16 protein-coding genes are annotated in these 17,578 nt (G+C 59.9%); 2 read left to right on the top strand and 14 right to left on the bottom strand.

Features of this window, described 5'->3' with window-relative positions; translation table 11 throughout:
* The first annotated feature begins 33 nt into the window (after window positions 1-33).
* A complete protein-coding gene (locus AB4Y87_RS14895; RefSeq protein ID WP_442005101.1) occupies window positions 34-948 on the top strand; it encodes a LysR substrate-binding domain-containing protein in 915 nt (304 codons plus the stop codon).
* Between the two features lie 143 nt (window positions 949-1,091).
* Here AB4Y87_RS14895 and AB4Y87_RS14890 read toward each other — a convergent pair whose 3' ends face one another.
* From AB4Y87_RS14890 to AB4Y87_RS14860, 7 genes are all read right to left on the bottom strand, one after another.
* The gene (locus tag AB4Y87_RS14890) at window positions 1,092-3,062 is read right to left on the bottom strand and encodes an acetoacetate--CoA ligase (protein WP_442005100.1); all 1,971 of its coding nucleotides are present in this window, start codon (window positions 3,060-3,062) and stop codon (window positions 1,092-1,094) included.
* Window positions 3,059-3,667 carry a cupin domain-containing protein gene (locus tag AB4Y87_RS14885; protein ID WP_442005099.1) on the bottom strand — a complete coding sequence of 203 codons (609 nt, stop codon included), beginning with the start codon at window positions 3,665-3,667 and terminating at the stop codon, window positions 3,059-3,061. The genes AB4Y87_RS14890 and AB4Y87_RS14885 overlap by 4 nt, the downstream gene beginning before the upstream one ends.
* A complete protein-coding gene (locus AB4Y87_RS14880) occupies window positions 3,667-4,683 on the bottom strand; it encodes a fumarylacetoacetate hydrolase family protein (protein ID WP_442005098.1) in 1,017 nt (338 codons plus the stop codon). The genes AB4Y87_RS14885 and AB4Y87_RS14880 overlap by 1 nt, the downstream gene beginning before the upstream one ends.
* A 125-nt stretch (window positions 4,684-4,808) precedes the next feature.
* A complete protein-coding gene (locus AB4Y87_RS14875) occupies window positions 4,809-5,675 on the bottom strand; it encodes an ABC transporter substrate-binding protein (RefSeq protein WP_442005097.1) in 867 nt (288 codons plus the stop codon).
* Window positions 5,672-7,339 (bottom strand): aldehyde dehydrogenase family protein, encoded by a 1,668-nt coding sequence (locus AB4Y87_RS14870; protein WP_442005096.1) that lies wholly within the window; start codon window positions 7,337-7,339, stop codon window positions 5,672-5,674. Before AB4Y87_RS14870 ends, AB4Y87_RS14875 begins: the two co-directional genes overlap by 4 nt.
* Before the next feature lie 80 nt (window positions 7,340-7,419).
* Window positions 7,420-7,926, bottom strand: a complete 507-nt coding sequence (locus AB4Y87_RS14865; protein WP_431114915.1) for a flavin reductase family protein — start codon at window positions 7,924-7,926, stop codon at window positions 7,420-7,422.
* A gap of 12 nt (window positions 7,927-7,938) precedes the next feature.
* The gene (locus tag AB4Y87_RS14860; RefSeq protein ID WP_442005095.1) at window positions 7,939-9,129 is read right to left on the bottom strand and encodes an acyl-CoA dehydrogenase family protein; all 1,191 of its coding nucleotides are present in this window, start codon (window positions 9,127-9,129) and stop codon (window positions 7,939-7,941) included.
* A 464-nt stretch (window positions 9,130-9,593) separates the two neighbouring features.
* Between AB4Y87_RS14860 and AB4Y87_RS14855 the strand changes: the two genes are divergently transcribed.
* On the top strand, window positions 9,594-12,005 hold the full coding sequence (locus AB4Y87_RS14855; RefSeq protein WP_442005094.1) for a LuxR C-terminal-related transcriptional regulator: 2,412 nt from the start codon (window positions 9,594-9,596) through the stop codon (window positions 12,003-12,005).
* A 19-nt stretch (window positions 12,006-12,024) separates the two neighbouring features.
* On the opposite strand, the gene AB4Y87_RS14850 is transcribed toward AB4Y87_RS14855, so the two are convergent.
* The 7 genes from AB4Y87_RS14850 to AB4Y87_RS14820 form a co-directional block, all read right to left on the bottom strand.
* Window positions 12,025-12,213, bottom strand: coding sequence for a hypothetical protein (locus AB4Y87_RS14850; RefSeq protein ID WP_442005093.1), 189 nt, complete (start codon window positions 12,211-12,213; stop codon window positions 12,025-12,027).
* A 180-nt stretch (window positions 12,214-12,393) separates the two neighbouring features.
* Window positions 12,394-12,699: an antibiotic biosynthesis monooxygenase family protein gene (locus AB4Y87_RS14845; RefSeq protein ID WP_442005092.1), complete on the bottom strand. Its 306-nt coding sequence runs from the start codon at window positions 12,697-12,699 to the stop codon at window positions 12,394-12,396.
* 23 nt (window positions 12,700-12,722) lie between these two features.
* Complete coding sequence (locus tag AB4Y87_RS14840; protein ID WP_442005091.1) at window positions 12,723-14,051, bottom strand: MFS transporter; 1,329 nt, start codon at window positions 14,049-14,051, stop codon at window positions 12,723-12,725.
* A 20-nt stretch (window positions 14,052-14,071) separates the two neighbouring features.
* A complete protein-coding gene (locus AB4Y87_RS14835; RefSeq protein WP_431114909.1) occupies window positions 14,072-14,230 on the bottom strand; it encodes a hypothetical protein in 159 nt (52 codons plus the stop codon).
* Window positions 14,227-15,462 (bottom strand): NAD(P)/FAD-dependent oxidoreductase, encoded by a 1,236-nt coding sequence (locus AB4Y87_RS14830; protein WP_442005090.1) that lies wholly within the window; start codon window positions 15,460-15,462, stop codon window positions 14,227-14,229. Before AB4Y87_RS14830 ends, AB4Y87_RS14835 begins: the two co-directional genes overlap by 4 nt.
* Before the next feature lie 119 nt (window positions 15,463-15,581).
* The gene (locus AB4Y87_RS14825) at window positions 15,582-16,646 is read right to left on the bottom strand and encodes a maleylacetate reductase (protein WP_442005089.1); all 1,065 of its coding nucleotides are present in this window, start codon (window positions 16,644-16,646) and stop codon (window positions 15,582-15,584) included.
* On the bottom strand, window positions 16,643-17,557 hold the full coding sequence (locus tag AB4Y87_RS14820) for a dioxygenase family protein (protein ID WP_442005088.1): 915 nt from the start codon (window positions 17,555-17,557) through the stop codon (window positions 16,643-16,645). The genes AB4Y87_RS14825 and AB4Y87_RS14820 overlap by 4 nt, the downstream gene beginning before the upstream one ends.
* Window positions 17,558-17,578: the final 21 nt, after the last annotated feature.

Genomic DNA, 17,578 nt, shown 5'->3' with positions numbered 1-17,578 from the left:
AAGTAATTCGATTTCTTAGGAATAGAGACTCAAGTGCCGAAGTTCACCTTTCGACAGCTCGAACTGTTCGCCGCACTCCCGGAACACAGCACTTTGGGGTCAGCGGCGCAACAACTGCACATCTCCGAATCGGCGCTCTCCCACGCCATCAGTGAACTGGAGGCAGCACTGGGGGAACAGCTGTGCATCCGCAGGAAAGCCAAGGGAATGCACCTGACACCCACTGGCCGCCACTTCGCAAAGCGGGCCGGGGAATTGCTTCGGGAAGCCAGCGCGCTGGCAGACGGATTGGGGGAACTTCGAGGCGAGCTCAAGGGTCCTGTGTCACTGGGCTGCTACACAGGCCTGGCAAGCAACGTGCTCCCCGCCGTCCTCGAGGGCATGGCCAAACTTCACCCAAAGGTTGAAGTCAGCATCACGGTTGGGGACCATGCCGACCTGCTGCCCGCTCTGGAAGACGGAAGCCTGGACACTGCGATCGTCTATGACATCGGCCTGCCCGCGGACGTGGAGCGCAAAGTCATCTACGAAACCGAAGTCATGGCCGTTCTGGGCGCAGACGATCCCCTTGCCCGGGAGGAGGACATTGAACTGGAAGCTTTGGCTACCAAGCCGCTCATCATGCTGAACACGGCGCCCAGCACCGAATATACGCAGTTGATGTTCTCCCAGCGCGGACTCAAAGCACATCTCCGGGCCGTAGTACCGCAAATAGATCTTGTCCGGGCAATGGTCGGGCGGGGGCTCGGATACAGCCTCCTGATGTCCAGGCCCAACCAGATCCCCGTGTCGAGCGAAGGCAAAGGGCTCGTCACCAGGCACCTCCGCCCCCGCGCTGGCCAAACCTCCGTCGTCGCGGTGTGGCCCAAGGAAGCGGCCCTCACGAACCGGGCCAAGGCGCTGGTGCAGTACGCCGTCGAAATCCTGGATGCATCTCAGCCCGAGTAAAGCGGCGCTGGACGTCGCTGGGGGGCGAATCAGCTTCTGGACCGCTTTGACGTAAGGGCCCAAGCACGACGACGAGCCGGACCTCGCTTGCGCCGGTCCGGCTCGTCCTTCCCCCATTTCCATTGCCCGTAGGGCGGCGCCACCTAGGGTGATACGGTCTGCCGGCTAAGGGCAAACCTTGCATATTCTTCCAGCAGGACAGCGTTGTCCACCGACCCGAGATCTGCGACCGATTCCAGTGGTGCACCCTGCAAGAGCCGCTTTACGGGGACCTCCAGCTTCTTTCCAGTGCGGGTATGCGGAATTCCGGGCATGAACACAATGTCGTCGGGAAGGTACCGAACGGACAGGTTCTCCCGAATGGATCTGGTGATCGCTTCCCGGGCGATGCTTGGGTCTACTCCGTTGGCCAAATGGACAAACAGTGGCATGTAATAATCAACGCCCAGTTCCGCACCGACAACCAAGGCCTCGGCGACCTCCTGCAGCGATTCAACCACGGCATAGATATCTGCCGAACCGAGCCGCAGCCCATTGCGGTTGAGGGTTGAGTCGGAGCGGCCGTGGATGAGGATGCCCTGGAGGGTGAACTCGATGAAATCCCCATGCCGCCACACCCCCGGATAAGTCGCGAAGTAGCTGTCGTGATAGCGGCTGCCGTCGTCACCCCAGAAGCTCAGGGGCATCGATGGCATTGCTTGGGTAACCACCAGTTCGCCTTTGCCACGCGTGGGATTGCCGGCTTCATCCCAGGACTCCACACGTACCCCAAGGGCAGGCGCCTGGATATAGCCGACGTGGACGGGCAGTGTGGGACATCCCCCTACGAAAATCGAGGCGATGTCAGTACCGCCACTCATCGAGTTCAACCAGACATCGCCCACATTGCCGTAAACCCAGCGATAGCCGTCAGCGGAGAGCGGTGAACCTGTGACCTGAACGGATTTCAAGGCAGCCAGGTCATGGTCGAGCATCGGTGCCAGGGACGCCTTTGCGCAGGCGTGGATGAAACCAGCACCCACGCCCAGGACAGCAATCTGCTCTGCCGCAGCGATCTGCCATACCCGGTCCAAGGACGGGAAAGTGGGGTTTCCATCAACGAGCACCGCCGTGGCACCAACTCCGAGCGCAGAGACGAGCGAGTTCCACAACACCCAGCTCGTTGAAGCAACGTTGAGGTATCGATCCCCCGGGCGCAGGTCGGAATGTATAAGGAGCATTTTCAGCTCCTCAAGCAGCGCTCCGCCGTGACCGTGAACGATCCCCTTGGGAATCCCTGTGGTCCCCGAAGAAAACAGTACCCACAGGGGGTGGCTGAACTCGAGGTCGGTGAAGACAAGCTCCGCTGGATCGGCGATGGCCTGCTCCCAAGCCGTGCCCGGGATCTGGGTGGGGATACTTGGAATGGAAGTATGCCGCCCCACCCAGATGATGTGCTCGAGCGTAGGCAGCTTTGCGATGATTTCCACCAGCTCACCACGACGATCCCGGTCCTTCCCGCCGAGTCGGTAGCCTGGCGCGGCAAGGATGACCTTTGGTTCGAGCTGGGCAAAGCGTGTAACGATTGCACCCGGGCCGAACTCCGGGGCACAGACCGACCAGATAGCGCCGACGGACGCACTGGCAAGCAGCCCGACGACGGCCTCGGCAACGTTGGGAAGTATTCCGACAACCCTGTCCCCCTGGCCTACGCCGCAACTACGAAGATGGGCAGCCAAGGAGGCAACGTCCCGCCTCAGAGCAGCCCATGTGACCTCCTCGCGCTTCCCATCCTCATCGATGCCGATGAGGGCGACTCCCTCGTGGCCCTGCAGCAGATGCTTTGCAAAGTTGAGCGTGCGGCCGGGGAACCAGCGCGTGTGTGGCATGGGGTCGCTGCTGCACACCGGCCCCGGAGTTCCACCTAAATCGACGCCGGCAAACTCGGCGAAAAGCTCCCAGAACTTCCCGGGCTCATCCACTGACCACTGCCACAGTTCGTCGTAGCCCGCCCCAATCCCGACGCTGTGGCCGGCCAGGAACTCGGCGAATCGGCCAACGCCGGTCTCGGGCGCCCGTTCCGGATCAGGTTGCCAGATCAATTCGCCATCTGCGGCCTGCGCGTTGGTAATCATGCCCTCTCCAAGTGCCGGGAGGCCTTCCTGCGCTGCTCGGCAATCTGTGCCGCGGTCAGCGGTTCGGTTCCGATCAGTACGAACAGGACCCTGGCGGTCTGCTCCGTGCGGTTGGACCAGGCGTGGCTCGTGGCACGTTGCACGGCCACATCACCGGCGCGCATGGTTGCCTCACCTTCGTCAACCAGCAGCGTGATTTCACCTTCAAGAACGACCGCATAGTCCAGCGAGTCAGTGCGGTGGAACCAGAAATGCCTGGAACCGCTGTGCTCGGCCCCGGCTTCAGCCTCCTCGTGTCCGTCGATCTCGCTGAAGATGACCGAGCCAGCCTCGTCCGGGTACACAGAGTCCGGCGGAAAATCGGCGATGCGCAGTATCGTCTGGCCCGGGGCAGGGAAGCTGGGAATCTCGACGTCCGCGCCGGCCGGATCCTCGTCGCTCACATGATCGATCGCCCCTGCCTCGGTCACCCAGGGGACTGTGGCACCAAATCCCGGAATCATGTCCGAGGACCAGTTGTTGGGGGCCGCTCCATCCGAGAGGATAATGGCGCGGCCATTGTCGTCGTGTCCGGTGACGATACGGCGAACTGGAGGCCGGGTCATCACGCCACCCATTCGTCGTGGGGGTAGGTGCGGGGTTCGGGCCACCAGGGCGCCTTCTGGCGTTCGGTGGAAATCGGTGTGCGGAGCGTCCCAACGCCCTCGAGTTCAAGCTCAATGACGTCGCCGGGCTGCAGGAATTTGCCGATTTCCACGCCGGCGCCGAAGCCCATGGTGCCGGACCCGATGAGGTCCCCTGGCTGCAGGCGGTCCGAGATGGAGACGTAAGCCAGTAACTCCGCCGGTGTGTAGACGAAGTCCTCCACTTTGGTGTCCGAGAGGACCTCGCCGTTGACACGGACCTGCCCCCGCAGTCCCTCGATAGCATCGATTTCGTCCATCGTGGTGACCCAAGGGCCGATGCCGTAACCGAAGTCCTTGCACTTTTGCGGCCCCATGCCGATGGCCATTTCAGCACCCTGAACATCGCGTGCGCTGAAGTCGTTGAAGACGGTGATGCCGAAGAGATGGTCCATCGCCGTGTCAGGGGTCAGGTCGCTGCCGGACTTGCCCACGACGTATCCAATCTCAAGCTCCCAGTCCAGGGCATTCGTGAAGTCGGGGTAGGGCAGCTCCTGATTGTGCCCATAGGACATGGCCGTTGTGCCCTTGAAATAGCCGGGCCGCTCGTAAATTGAGCGTGCCGGCTGGGCCTTGGCGACAATACGGTGGAAGTTTTGGATGTGCTGCTCGAAAGTCAGGCCGTCGCGTATTACCGGAGAGTCGACAGCCGCTCGCCATGACACCTCGTCGATGCCGTACGAGGCATCGTCGGCAGCGGCAAGTGAGTCGTGGGCGGCATCCAAGAATATGGCGCCTCCACCGATTCCCGCAGCCAGGCTGCCGGGCAGAACCGCGCGGGCCAGCGTCCGGGCCCGGTCAGGTTGGGCGGCTTTGCGCTGAAGCGTCAGGGCGTAGGCGCGTGCGAGATCAATGACCCGGCCTTGTTCCGGCTGGGCCGCAACCAGGCGAATCTCTTCGCCGTCGGGCGTGGGCACTGCTATCCGTCCCAGTTTCATTTTTGTTCCTTCGTTAAGTATACGATACGTACAGTATCGTGTCGCGCTGAAGGGATTGCAAGAGGCAATTCCCTCGGAGGTTTGTGGGTGTCGCAGAGCGAACGTGGAAGTAAATTGTTCCGGAATCACGACTCGCGGGATAAGGGTCCCATGGCCTTCAGCAGCGGCYCAGGGTCGCAGAGTTCCCTAAGGGAAGTCCCCTGCCCATGCATGCCCAGGCTTTGTCGGATCCCGGTCAAAAGCTCCAGCCCGCGCTGTTCCACGGTCAGCGTCCGTGCCCGTGAATCCCATGCGCTGGGAGCCCCGGCCTGGAAACCGCAGCGTTCAAGTAATTCGATGCCCTGCGCATCGGACATCGGAACTCCTGCCTCCACGCCGCGCGCCAAGGCCCTAAGGTAGAGCTCCAGTTCAATGGATCCGACGACGTCGGCACGGACCACCAGCCCTTGACCCGGCAGCTCCGGCAGCCATGCATTGATGTCCACGATGCGGGCGAATCCGGCCTTTTCCGCAAGTTTGTCAAACGGCGCCCCGAGCAGCGTCCCGTCCACTTCGCCGTCGAGCATTGCATCCAGGCGTTCGCGAACACCACCGACGACTACATACTCGACCTCGACGCCGGCGTCCCGCAGCAGACGCCTGGCGATGAGCGCGAAACCGTTGTTGGGAGCGTCAACGGCGAACCGGCAACCAGCCAGATCCGTTATCGTCTCGAGGCCACTGCGGGCATGGATGCCCAGCGGGGTGGTCGCCTCCACCTGGGCCACCAGGCGAAGGTCGGCCCCTGCCAGGGTCCACTCGAACAGGTTGTCGATCGCAGTGACAACCATGTCCTGTTCCCCTGCGAGCAGGGCTCGAAGCTGTTCGGCGCTTGAGGTCGTGCGGGTGAGCACCACATCTGATCCTCGCAGGAATCCAAGATCTTCCGCCAGCAGATAGGACACCGGCGGAACAAAATGGCTCTGGCGCAGGGTCCTCTGGCGCAGGGTCACTGGGCGGCTCCGCCAGCAGCAGCGACGGCGAGCGGCCGATCCACATACCAGGGGGGCAACTGTCCGCTGGGCCCGCGAACAGTCGACCGTTGGGTGCCCAGTCCGCTGATTTCCGCCTCCATGACGTCGCCGTCCCTCAAGAAACGGTCCCAATGGGAACCGTTGCCTGCCGGGGAACCGGTGATGAGGACATCGCCGGGCAGCAGGACGGCTACCGAGGAGGCGTAGGCGATCAGGCTCGGGATGTCGAAGACCAGGTCATCGGCCAGGGCATCCTGCATTGGATTGCCGTTCAGGCTCAGGCGTATCCGCAGCTTTGCCGGATCCGGGACGAACCGCTTCGGCACAAGGTAGGGGCCCGTAGGGAAGAACGTGGGCTGGTTTTTCGCGCGAAACCAATCGGTACCCATCATCGCGATGTCGTTTGCCATCCGGACGGCGTCGTCGTCATTGTCAAAAGGAATCAGTGCCATGACGGGACCAAAGACTTCCTCACGTGCGAGGCGGTCATTATTGTCTACGTCGGCAAAGACTGTGGGCTGAACGAACCACCCGCTGTCAAGGCCATCAGGGCGGCTGCCTCCTGTCACCAACCGGGCGTTGGAGGCTTTTGCCATATCGATGTACTCCATCACCCGTTCCAGGTGCTCACGCGTGGCCATTGGCCCCATGGTCACTGTTGGATCGAGCGGGTTCCCCAACCTGTACGAGTCGGCGAAGCTGCCGATCGCGTCAACGACTTCGTTGTACCGGGATCGAGCGATGAGAATTCGTGATTGGGTGGTGCAGGTTTGGCTGTTGTTCAGGAAGGAGGCATTGTCCAGGCCAGCCAGCAGGGTGTTGACGTCGCCGTCTTCGAGGAAGACAGCTGCGGATTTGCCGCCAAGTTCAAGCGTGCAACGGCGGATCAAACGCCCGCACTCGGCGCCGATAATTCTGCCCGCTGCGGTTGAACCCGTAAATGCGATTTTGTCCACCAGAGGGTGGGAGACGAGCGCTGCGCCTGCGTCCCGATCACCCAGGACGATGTTCAATACGCCATCAGGCAGACCGGCGGCCTTTGCCGCATCGGCAAAGACATAAGAATCCAGTGCTGTTTCCGGCGAGGGCTTGAGCACCACCGTGCAGCCGGCCGCAAGGGCTGGCGCAATCTTGAACATGGCCAACGCTTGTGGAAAGTTCCATGGCGCGATCGCACCGACCACACCGACGGGCTCTCGTCGGACAATGGTCGAGCCAGCCTGGCTGGTGCGCACCTCTTCCAAGGCGAGGTTCTCGATGACGTCCGCATAGATATTCAGGAGGACGGATGGCGCTCCGCCGTTCAACATCTGCGACAAACCGATTGGCATCCCATTCTCGCGAGAGACCAGCTCGGATGTGTAGGTGGATCGGAGGTCGAGCTCACGGGCAAATCGTCGCATCACCTCAGCGCGTTCCTGGGGAGAGGTTTTACCCCAAGGCCCATCGTCCAGGGCTCGCCGGGCTGCCCTGACCGCAGCGTCTATGTCTGCTTCCGAACCCATAGCGGCTATGCCGATGACTTCTCCGGTGGCTGCCTCCACCTGGTTTCGGGTCCGACCCCCTGTGGGCTTGACCCAAACGCCGTCGATAAAGAAATGCTTGCGGTCCAGATCGTTTGGCTTCTCAACGATGAGAGACATGCGTTCTCCTTGCTAAAAGTTGTTGGGACGAAGGGCTGCCCAATTGCCTGGGGCGGTCCTTCCGGTGGCGTTCTTCGCCACTAAACCGAGAGGTTGAGGAAGCTGCCTTGAAGGAAGATCAAGGGTGGGTTGGTGGCTCGCAGTTCCAGGGACTCGACCCGCCCGACGACTTGGTAGTGGTCTCCAATGAGATCGATTTTGTAACGGGTGCATTCAAGCGTGACTATGGCATCGTTCAGCAGTGGCACCCCACGCTCGGAGGGCGTCCAGTCCACTTCGTTGAAGCGGTCTTCCGAACGGCGGGCAAACGCCTTGCAGAGCTCGGTCTGGTCCTGGCCGAGGATATTGACGCCAAAGTGGCTTGCCTCATAGAGCCGAAGCCACGTTTTAGACGACTTGTCTACAAAAAACGCCACCAAGGGTGGTTCCAGCGACACCGATGTGAAGGAGCCCACAGTCATGCCGACAGGCCCGGACCGTAAGCCGGCTGTTACTACCGCGACACTTGTGGGGACGTGTCCGAGAACGTGCCGATAGGTTCGTGCGGGGTCTTCAGCAGGCGCTTCGGGGATCGTGGGAATGGACATGTTGACCTTGCCTTAGAGGTTGATGGTGGGTTCCAGGCCCATCAGGACCCGGCCGTAGGCTTCTTTACCAATTTCAGGAGTCACAAAGGCATGCCGTGCGGCAATTTCGGAATCGCGCCAGATCTGGTTAAGGACATTGGCTTCGGCAAAGGATCCTGCACCGTTGGCGGTCATCAGCGCATCGATGGCCTGCCCGATCAATTCGGCGATAACTCCAGTGTCGTTGCGGATGCGGGCCCTTGTGGGAAGATCCAACTTCTCACCGGCGTCGGCGGCTGTGTCAATGTCCAGGCACATCCTGTTCAGCAGTAGCTCAGACATATGCAGATTTGAAGCTGCCTTCGCAACGGCCAACTGATGGGTGGGGGAATCTTTGGCGTTGCTGTACATGGTGTAGGCCACCGGTTTGCCGGGCAGCTTGGCCAAGGTGATTTCCAGTGCGTGCCGCGCCAGGCCGATCTGCGGGGCAATGAGGATAGCGGCTGCCACGGCGTTGAAGGCCACATTTGCCATGCGGTCGTCCTTGTACGGGGACAGGAAATTCGAGGTGAGCATGTTGCTGAGTCGCTGCACCCGGTGCTCCGGCACGAAGTGGTCTTCCACCACGATCGTGTCACTGCCTGTGCCCTTCATACCCGCGACAAACCAGGTCGGCTCGATGGTCCACGCTTCGGCGGGGATGAGGGCCAGCGCCATCGGGTCATCGCCATCAAGCAACACACCAAGCGTCGCCCAGTCCGCAGCAAAGGAACCGGAGGAATATGGCCACCGGCCACTGATCAAATAGCCACCGTCAACGCGCTCACTCTTGCTTCCGGGGCTGAACGTGCCAGCCACCTTCGCCAAGGGATTGCTTCCAAAGACCTCTTCCTGGGCTTGCTCCGAAAAAGTCGAGGCGAAACCTGTTCCCACCATCATGAGCGTGGTGACCCACCCCGTGGAACCATCACCGCGGGATATTTCCTTCGTCACTTCCACGGCTGTGCGCAATGAAGCACCCATGCCCCCGTATCGCTTCGGAACCAACATCCGGAAAAGTCCGGCGCCTTCCAGTGCCGTTACCACTTCCGGGGCAACGCGGCGGGCTTCGGAACCCTGCGCTGCGAACTCCCGGACCAACGGCACCAAATTGGCAGCGCGGGCCACCAATTCAGCATCCGGAACGTTGATATCTGACAATTCGGTGATTGACGTCGCTGTCATGGCGCCTCTTTCATTGCTGAGTAATTGTGGTAAACCGTGGAATAACACGGGCGAATTCCCGCCGCATTTTGCCTTAAGGATTGAGGAAATAGCCCTCAGATATCGAGATAGCGTTGCTTACTGCTGTAGTCTGTGGGGAAAACAGGCAGGAATTCGCGGGCTTGTGTGTCAATACAGTCCGGCCAGAAATTGTCCGCCGCCCATGGATTGGAAACGGCGCCGGCAGGGCCGCCGTCTTTGGAGAAACCGGAAAATACAGTGGCTGGATTAGTGCTTGCACTTGATCCGTTGCCGCCGTTCCGGCAGGTGCTTGGATTTGCTGCTCTGCGCCTCATCGCGCTTGCCTTCCGATTTGCTCCAAGAGTCGTTCTGACTGCATCCAGTGTGCGCGGCTGCGACTGGCAGCGGACGGGTCAAATGACCCCATCTGCTACCTGTATTGTTATCTGCATCACAGGAGGGTCATGAGTACCGAAGCAGTGACCATTGGCTCCTTGGGGGGCCATAACCTAACGAGCTTTATTGGACGACGCAATGAACTCGGCGCAGCGAGGGAGCTGATGTCACGCTCCCGCCTCCTTACGCTTGCCGGACCCGGAGGCGTCGGTAAGACGCGCCTCGCTGCGGAGCTTTCCGCACGAACCCGCAAGGCGTTTCGCGATGGCGTTTGGATAGTTGAACTTGCAGCCTTGGAAGACACCTCTTTGGTTGTTTCGCAGATTGCGGCTTCCCTTCGACTGCCTGACCAGTCGAACCGATCACCCGCAGAGAGGATTGCGGAGTACGTCCAGGAACGGCAACTGCTCTTGGTCCTGGACAACTGCGAACATCTTCTGGACGTGATACCGGCTTTGGTGGCAAGGCTCCTGGAAATTTCACCAGAGCTGCGTGTCATTGCAACCAGCAGGGAACCCCTGGGGATCTTCGGTGAGCAGGTCTACCAAGTGCCACCGCTCAGTGCCCCTTCGGCGTCCGACATCGAAGCCGGAACGATTGAGGCTTTTGAGTCTGTTCGGCTGTTGGTTGATCGAGCGAAAAGCATAAACGCTGGATTTGAGATCACCGATGGCAACCGGCAGGCCGTTGCCCAACTGTGCCAGATGTTGGATGGTATACCTCTTGCCATTGAACTTGCTGCTGCCCGACTGCGCTCATTATCGGTTGTTCAACTCGTGGAGCGGCTGGACCGGCGCTTTGACATCCTTAAGGGCGGAAACAGGGCAGCAATTCCCCGGCAGCAGACGCTGCGGGCGCTGGTGGATTGGAGCTATGAACTCTGTACCCGGGAGGAACAGATTTTGTGGGCCAGGCTTGCGGTCTTCCCGGCCGGCTTTGACGTCGAGGCCGCGGAGGAGGTCTGCGGATTCGGCGAGATCAACAAAGTGGATGTCCTGGACCTGCTGGATCACCTCGTCGCAAAGTCTCTGGTGGTCGCAGAAAACGTCATTGACGTCATGTCTGCGGGCGACCAGCCAAGGCGGTACTGGCAACTGATGACCTTCAGGGAATACGGGGCGGCGTTGCTTGATCGCAACGGCGAGTCTTCCGAACTCCGCCGTCGCCAACGCGACCACTACCTCGGAAAAGCGTCCGAAACTGTTGCGCTCTGGTGCGGTCCGGAACAGTCAACGCGCCTCGCTGCCGCGCGGCGGGATCATACGAATATTCTCTCGGCGTTGGAATGGTCGGCAAGCACTCCGGGTGAGGAACTGGCAGGGATGAATCTGGCGGCCCTTCTCAGGTACCACTGGGTCGCTGGGGGCAACCTTTCAGATGGCCGTGGGTGGCTTGAGCGGATGCTTGGTCTGGCTACGGGCAGAACGCGCGAGCATGGAAATGTCCTATGGGTAGCTGCGTGGGTAGCCCTGCTTCAGGGCGATCCGGAACCCGCACAGGGGTACTTGGCCGAATGCCGTGAAATCGCTCATGACCTGGATGATCCGGTGCTGGCAGCTCATGCCGACCATTGGCAGGCTTTAAGCGAAGTCCTCGGAGGTCGGCTCGAAGAGGCTATAGGGCTCTTTGGCCGCGCAGCAGCCGTCCACCGGCTGCAGGAGGACTGTGCTTCAGAACTTACGGCGACGTTCCTTTTGGCCTGGGCACAGATGTATGCCGGGCGGATAGAGGAAGCCCTCGCGACCTGCCAGCGGGTACTGGCTGAAAGCGGCAGGCACGGTGAGCGGTGGAGCCGTGCGTATGGGCACGCGGTCATGGGCCTTTGCCACTGGCATCTTGGTCAGCTCGAGGATGCCCGCCGATGCCAGATCTCCGCGCTGGAAATTCAACGCGATTTTCACGATGGGCTTTGCATTGCCCTGACCATCGAGCAAATGTCGTGGACAGCCGCTTCGAACAGGCAGTTTGAATCGGCAGCAGCACTTCTTCACGCAGCTCAATCGGTTTGGAAAGGGATCGGCACCACCGTTTCTGCCTTCGGTCCGCTGGAAACAGATTTCAAGCAGACTGTGGGCCAGATTCGACGGGAGCTCGGGGAGGCGCGGTTCCGGTCAATACTCGACGGCGGGCCGGCTCTGTCGAAGGACCAAGCTGTTGAGCTCGCATTGAACCTGGCCAAAAGCTCCTATGTTTCGCCCCGGGCGGACTCCGTTGAGAGCAGGAACCGTGCCGAACTGCGTCGTTCAAACAAAGCGGAGTTTGTGGGTCTATACAGCCCGGGCGGGCCACAGCTGACCGAGCGGGAAACGCAAGTTGCGGCCCTTGTTGCCCAAGGGCGCAGCAACAAGGAAATCGCTGCCGAACTGGTTCTGTCCCCAAGGACGGTCAGTGGTCACATCGAGCGAATATTGTCCAAGCTTGGTTTCACTTCACGAACCCAAGTCGCATCCTGGCTGGCAGGTCGGACCAGGGCACAATAGGGCACCAGCTCCTCTCGCGTTACGCGACGGTGTCGGTTTCCGGTTCTGCCTCGGCGCTGTCCTCGATGAACCAGCCTGCCCATGGATGGGCCACTATGCGCCCCGAGGGCCCGTGGTGGCCCACGTTCCAGGACGAGGGGCCCGGGTTGGAGGATGACACGGAATGCAAGCTCAGTATTGTTCCAAGATAAGTGCCGATGGTACCCATTTGTACTCCTCATTGAGTGTGGTGATTGCCTCGCAACAATGCGGGACTAAGTCCAGCCTGTGCTTCATCCGCCTTGATCACAAATACAATATTCATTGATCTGCCATACGTTGAGAATATGCCAGAAAAGAGCTGCAAAACGATGCATACACACTTAGATTTGAGCTGAAGACATCTGCCTCACAGTGAGATCGAAACGTCCTGTCCACTGAAATGGAGAACCTGTGGCGGAGTGACGCAGTGTTCCATCAGGACCCGGCGTAGCTCGTTTGCTTCCGAGGTACCTGGAAATCTTACGGTGTGGTCTTCAATATTCTCCCAACCTACCCGCAAAAGATATGTATTGGGGCTGTCCACGCTAACCAGCAACTCAACTGAATGACACCCTTCCGCCTCGACCAGTGATTTCCTGACGGCACTGAAGTCCCTGACAAATTTCTCCTCGGTGTCAGGATTGATCCGGAGATCGGCATGTTCGTAGATCATTTTGATCCTCTCGTTTGTCCCGATTACTGCACGGAAATCGACGCCTCGGTGTCCGCCTGAGCATGATCATTGTTCTGACGGCGGCCGGGTACCAACAAGGCCAACAGGCTGACAATGCCAATGGTAATGACCAGGCCCGAAACGTAGACGGGGTCGTTTCCACCACGGGCTGCCAGCAACGCGGTTGCCGCAAGGGGAACCAGTCCGCCACCCAACGTCGCGGACACCTGATACGCCAAGGATGCACCTGTATAGCGGGATTCGGCGCCGAACATCTCGGTGATGTAGGCCGCTGTGGGTCCGTACACCATGGCCTGGAGCAGTGGATTTCCAATCAGGAAAGCCACGAACAACAGCACAACGTTGTCTACAGCGATCATCAACCAGATGGGATGGATGAGCAAAATCATGCCGATTACGCCGGTCATCATCACTTTGCGTCGCCCTACCCTGTCTGACAACGCTGCAAACATAGGGATCGTGAACACATGGATTACCTGGGTCGCGAGGCTGATCCACAGGACTTCCGAGCGGTTGTGCCCGGCGGCAACGGCATACGGGATGGCAAAGGTGGCGAGAAGTGACTGCATGGCAAAGGCCATGATCGTACCCAGGCAAGCGATCACGACGGCGCGCGGATACTTCCGGACTACCTCCAGGAGCGGATGCACCCTGCGGTGTTGCGACGCAGCTTCCTTGCGCTGCGTTTCCAAGAAGACTGGCGATTCAGCGACCTTGAGGCGCACGAAGAGTCCGACGCCAACCAGGACTGCACTGAACAGGAACGGCAACCGCCATCCCCATGTCATGAACAGTTCCTCAGGCATCATGCTGCAGAGGCTGAAGACCACCGTTGCCAAAGCAGCGCCGGCAGGGCCACCCATGTTGGCGAAGCTGGCGGAGAAGCCCCGCCGCTCCGGCATCGAGTGTTCCATGGCCATCAGGGCAGCCCCACCCCATTCGCCTCCGACAGCGATACCCTGAATCACGCGGAGCACAATCAACAGCAGGGGCGCCAGCTGGCCGATTGCTGCCTGGGTTGGGAGGAGACCGATGCAGAAGCTTGCACCGCCCATCAGGAGCATGGTCAGGACGAGCATCTGCTTTCGTCCGACCCGATCACCGAAGTGGCCGAAGATCAGACCACCCAGTGGTCTCGCCAAGTAACCGACTGCCAGGGTCGCGAACGACGCCACGATGCCCAATGCGGGTGAGAGATTGGCGAAGTAGAGCGGAGCGAAAACCAGGCTGGCAGCCAGTCCATAGAGCAGAAAGTCGTAAAATTCGATGGCTGTTCCCATGAAACTTGAAAAGAGTACCGATTTCATTCGCCCTGGTGTTTTAACAGACATTGAAACTCCTTTGTTTGATGTCAGTAGGCCATGAGAAGGATCTGGTCCCGTGTGTAGTCCAGTCCTGGATGAGATTCGTTCAAGTGGGCACGCACCGCGATGACCAGCTCCTCATCGTCCACCCCATCCAGGAGGATGCCGCACGGGCATGAGACATAGCGGCGCCGATTAACAGTCATGGCACCAGGACCGCGCTGCTCATGGGCTCGAGCCCCGGGACCATGCCCATGGCCACTTCCCAGGCGAGGGGCTGGCGTAGTTTTGCGCGCAATTGCACGAACTCCTGGCGCCGTTCGAAGGCCAAGGCCCCGGCGAGGAAACCTCCCTGACGGAAGAGGAAAAGTGATCCGTTGTCATTCTGGCTGGAATACACTTGTTCCCCTCCGGACTGATGTCCGGCCCACTGCACCCTTTGACCATGTTGGTCGGACCAGAAGAAGGGAACAGTAGCGCAGGGCACCAGTGGTGATCCCTCAAGATAGTTCACCGCGTTCAGTCCGGCTGCTCGCCCTTGTTCGGCTGCGGTGGTCCAGTGCTCAATGCGCATGGCTGCATCGAATCGTTTATTGGGCCACCGGACGGCGTCACCTGCGGCGAAGACGCCCCGGGTACTCTGCAGATATTCGTCGGCAAGAATGCCGTTTTCCAGTTCGATACGCGAAGAAGCCAACCACGAAACGGCGGGCCGCACCCCGACTCCCACCACAATCACATCAGCGGCAACTTCACGGCCATCACTAAGCTTCAGGAATCGACGGCCGTTCCGTTCGATGGTGGCCGTTGCGCCCAATCCAAAGAATGTTTCCACTCCCTTGCCTCGATGCAGGTCCTCGTAAACCCTGGAAACTTCTTCACCGAAGCGGATAAGCGGGTGTTCGGAGAGATCGATCAGGGATACTTCGCGGCCGTCCCCGATCAAGGTCGAGGCGAATTCTCCACCAATAAACCCTGCACCCACGATGGCCACGGAGCGACGGYGATCGTTGACGGCTTCCCGGAGTCCTACGGAGTCTTCAAAGCGCCGCAAGACGAACACGTCCCGTTCCCCATCGAATATTGGAGGCATGATCGGTTCACATCCTGTGGTGATGATTGCTGCCCGATATTTGATGTCGCCACTGCCTGTGGTCACCACCTGACGTTGCGGGTCAAGGGCCGTGGCCGTGTCTCCGAGTCGGAACTCCACGCCGCTCTCCTGCAGAGCGCGCGCAGAGGGGTAGATCAACGCTTCAATGTCGACGGATTCCTTCAAGGGGATCTTCGACAAGGGGGGCAATTCATAGGGCAGATGCTGCTCGGCACTGACCACGATGACCTTCAAGCCCGGGGCCCGCCGGCTGACGGTCTCAGCCGCCCGAAGTGCCGCCGTCGATCCCCCAACAATCACAATGTCCGTAGTGGTTTGGACCATGGCCTGTCTTTCTGTTGTGAGTTTGCGTGACGTGAATCACTGCTTTCCTCTACTCTGTGACCGCGGTTGGTATTGCACAAATACCAATTAATTCCGGTAGGCATCTATTTGATGTATGGCTAGGGAGATGGCAGGGCGTCCCCGTTAAGCGCGGCGGTGAGGAGGCCACGGAGGCCTGTTGCTGTCAATGGACGGGGGTTGGCATATGGATGATGCGTTGCCAGTTCGATGACCCTATCGATGTCGTCGTCGGTCAAACCCAGCTCACGCAGAGAATGCGGACCGCCCAGGTCCACGCCGAGTTCGCGTAAGTGGCGGGCCGGATTCTGCACCCCCGTGGCCCGCTGCAATGCAGCGATGGCATCGGGAGCATGCCCAGCGTTGTAGTTAAGGGCATAGGGCAGCACTACCGTATGGGTTTCAGCATGGGGCAAATTGAAGGTCCCGCCGAGGATGTGGCAGAGCTTATGGTGCAGCGACATCGTGGTCGCTCCCAGAGTGGCACCACAAAGCCATGCCCCGTACAGCGCATCGGACCTGGCCTCCCCATGGGCTGGATTCTTGACGATTTTCGGCAAGGCGTTGAGCATTGCACGAGCTCCTTCCTCTGCCATCAGCGAAATAACAGGAGATCCGTCGGGGGCATAGAGCGCTTCCACTGCATGGGCTATCGCATTGAAACCGCTGGTGACCGACATGCCCACCGGAAGGGTCAGCGTAAGTTCCGGGTCGTAAATGACGCTGGCAGGCAACACTCGCGGGTCACGGCCGGTCTTCTTTTCGCCGTCGGCCGTCAGCCCCCAGATCGGCGTCATTTCCGATCCGGCGTAGGTGGTGGGCACCGCGATGATGGGGGCGCCAAACTCCAAAGCTATTGCCTTCCCAAGTCCCGTGGTGGATCCACCCCCTACTGCTACATAACCATCGGCATCCGCTGCCCTTGCTGCATCACGTGCCCTGTGGGCTGATTCAATCGGGACGTGCATCTCGGCTTCGGCGTGCACCCCGGCGCTCAGCTCACCCAATTGCCTGGATATGGTCCAGGCCAGATCTTCCTGAAACGGAGTGGCCAGGACCAGTACACGCCTGAGGCCCAACGCACGGACCTCCTCGGGGAGTGTCTTCAGCGACCCCGCGCCGAAAGTTACCCGCATCGGCAGGGCTTCATAGCGGAATTCCTTCACCGGACTACCTCCTCGGATACTTGGAAACTTGAGCTGGGAGATTGGTTCTCCGGGTGCAGCAGAATGTCGATGACTCCCTCGATGAACGGGGAATCCACCCCAAACTCTGCGGCCGCCACAGGGTCCTCGTTGTGGGTGAAGGGTTTGATGAGGCTTTCCTTGACAGCGAAGACAGCATCCGAGTCGATGTACTCGCTTCCACCAATAAAGATGTGGGTGGTTAGCTCCTTGAAACCGGCCGCGGTGACAAGGAAGTGGATATGGGCTGGACGGTAGGGGTGTCTTCCGGTGGCCTTGAGTAGACCTCCAACCGGCCCATCGGTTGGAATCGGATAGAAGCTCGGTACAACGCTGCGGAAATGGAACGCACCATTTTCGTCGGTACGGAAGAGTCCCCTGCCATTGCCGACGCTTTGAATGCCCGGCTGCTGGACGTCATAGAAGCCGGTCGTGTTGGCCTGCCATACGTCGATCCGGGCGTTGGGGATAGGCAGTCCGGTGACTGAGAGGACCCTCCCCCTGACAACGCACACGTCACCATCGCTTTCGGAAGAAATGTTGTCGCCCAGATGCCGTTCGGGCGACTCGACCATATGGAAAGGCCCGAGGACGGTCGAATCCGTAGCATCCGGGGTTTCTTGATCGTTGATCGTCTCCACCAGCATGGAAACTCCCAGTACGTCCGAAAGCAGGATGAACTCCTGGCGCACGTCATCGCACTTCCGGCCTGTAGCGGTAAGGAAGTTGATTGCCGCTTCCCATTCGGAAATACTGGGGCTCACCTGACGAACGAAGTTGTGAAGGTTGCGGGTCAGGCTTTCCAGAATGGTCTTAAGGCGCGGGTCAGCAGTGTCTTTGAAACTGTCGATGACAGCGTCAGTGAGCGATTCCGGACCTAGGTCTTTGCTCATCGTGGACTTCCTTTCAATGGT

The organism is Paenarthrobacter sp. RAF54_2 (assembly GCF_052113945.1).
Taxonomy (GTDB): domain Bacteria; phylum Actinomycetota; class Actinomycetes; order Actinomycetales; family Micrococcaceae; genus Arthrobacter.
Note: the sequence above shows the minus strand (reverse complement) of the source record. Positions and strands in the feature narration are given on the sequence as shown.

What these genes read in the sequence shown, in the direction of transcription:
- AB4Y87_RS14890 (WP_442005100.1), bottom strand. Translation starts at nt 3,062, where the DNA reads ATGATTACCAACGCGCAGGCCGCAGATGGCGAATTGATCTGGCAACCT.
- AB4Y87_RS14885 (WP_442005099.1), bottom strand. Translation starts at nt 3,667, where the DNA reads ATGACCCGGCCTCCAGTTCGCCGTATCGTCACCGGACACGACGACAAT.
- AB4Y87_RS14880 (WP_442005098.1), bottom strand. Translation starts at nt 4,683, where the DNA reads ATGAAACTGGGACGGATAGCAGTGCCCACGCCCGACGGCGAAGAGATT.
- AB4Y87_RS14870 (WP_442005096.1), bottom strand. Translation starts at nt 7,339, where the DNA reads ATGTCTCTCATCGTTGAGAAGCCAAACGATCTGGACCGCAAGCATTTC.
- AB4Y87_RS14865 (WP_431114915.1), bottom strand. Translation starts at nt 7,926, where the DNA reads ATGTCCATTCCCACGATCCCCGAAGCGCCTGCTGAAGACCCCGCACGA.
- AB4Y87_RS14860 (WP_442005095.1), bottom strand. Translation starts at nt 9,129, where the DNA reads ATGACAGCGACGTCAATCACCGAATTGTCAGATATCAACGTTCCGGAT.
- AB4Y87_RS14855 (WP_442005094.1), top strand. Translation starts at nt 9,594, where the DNA reads ATGAGTACCGAAGCAGTGACCATTGGCTCCTTGGGGGGCCATAACCTA.
- AB4Y87_RS14850 (WP_442005093.1), bottom strand. Translation starts at nt 12,213, where the DNA reads ATGGGTACCATCGGCACTTATCTTGGAACAATACTGAGCTTGCATTCC.
- AB4Y87_RS14845 (WP_442005092.1), bottom strand. Translation starts at nt 12,699, where the DNA reads ATGATCTACGAACATGCCGATCTCCGGATCAATCCTGACACCGAGGAG.
- AB4Y87_RS14840 (WP_442005091.1), bottom strand. Translation starts at nt 14,051, where the DNA reads ATGTCTGTTAAAACACCAGGGCGAATGAAATCGGTACTCTTTTCAAGT.
- AB4Y87_RS14835 (WP_431114909.1), bottom strand. Translation starts at nt 14,230, where the DNA reads ATGACTGTTAATCGGCGCCGCTATGTCTCATGCCCGTGCGGCATCCTC.
- AB4Y87_RS14820 (WP_442005088.1), bottom strand. Translation starts at nt 17,557, where the DNA reads ATGAGCAAAGACCTAGGTCCGGAATCGCTCACTGACGCTGTCATCGAC.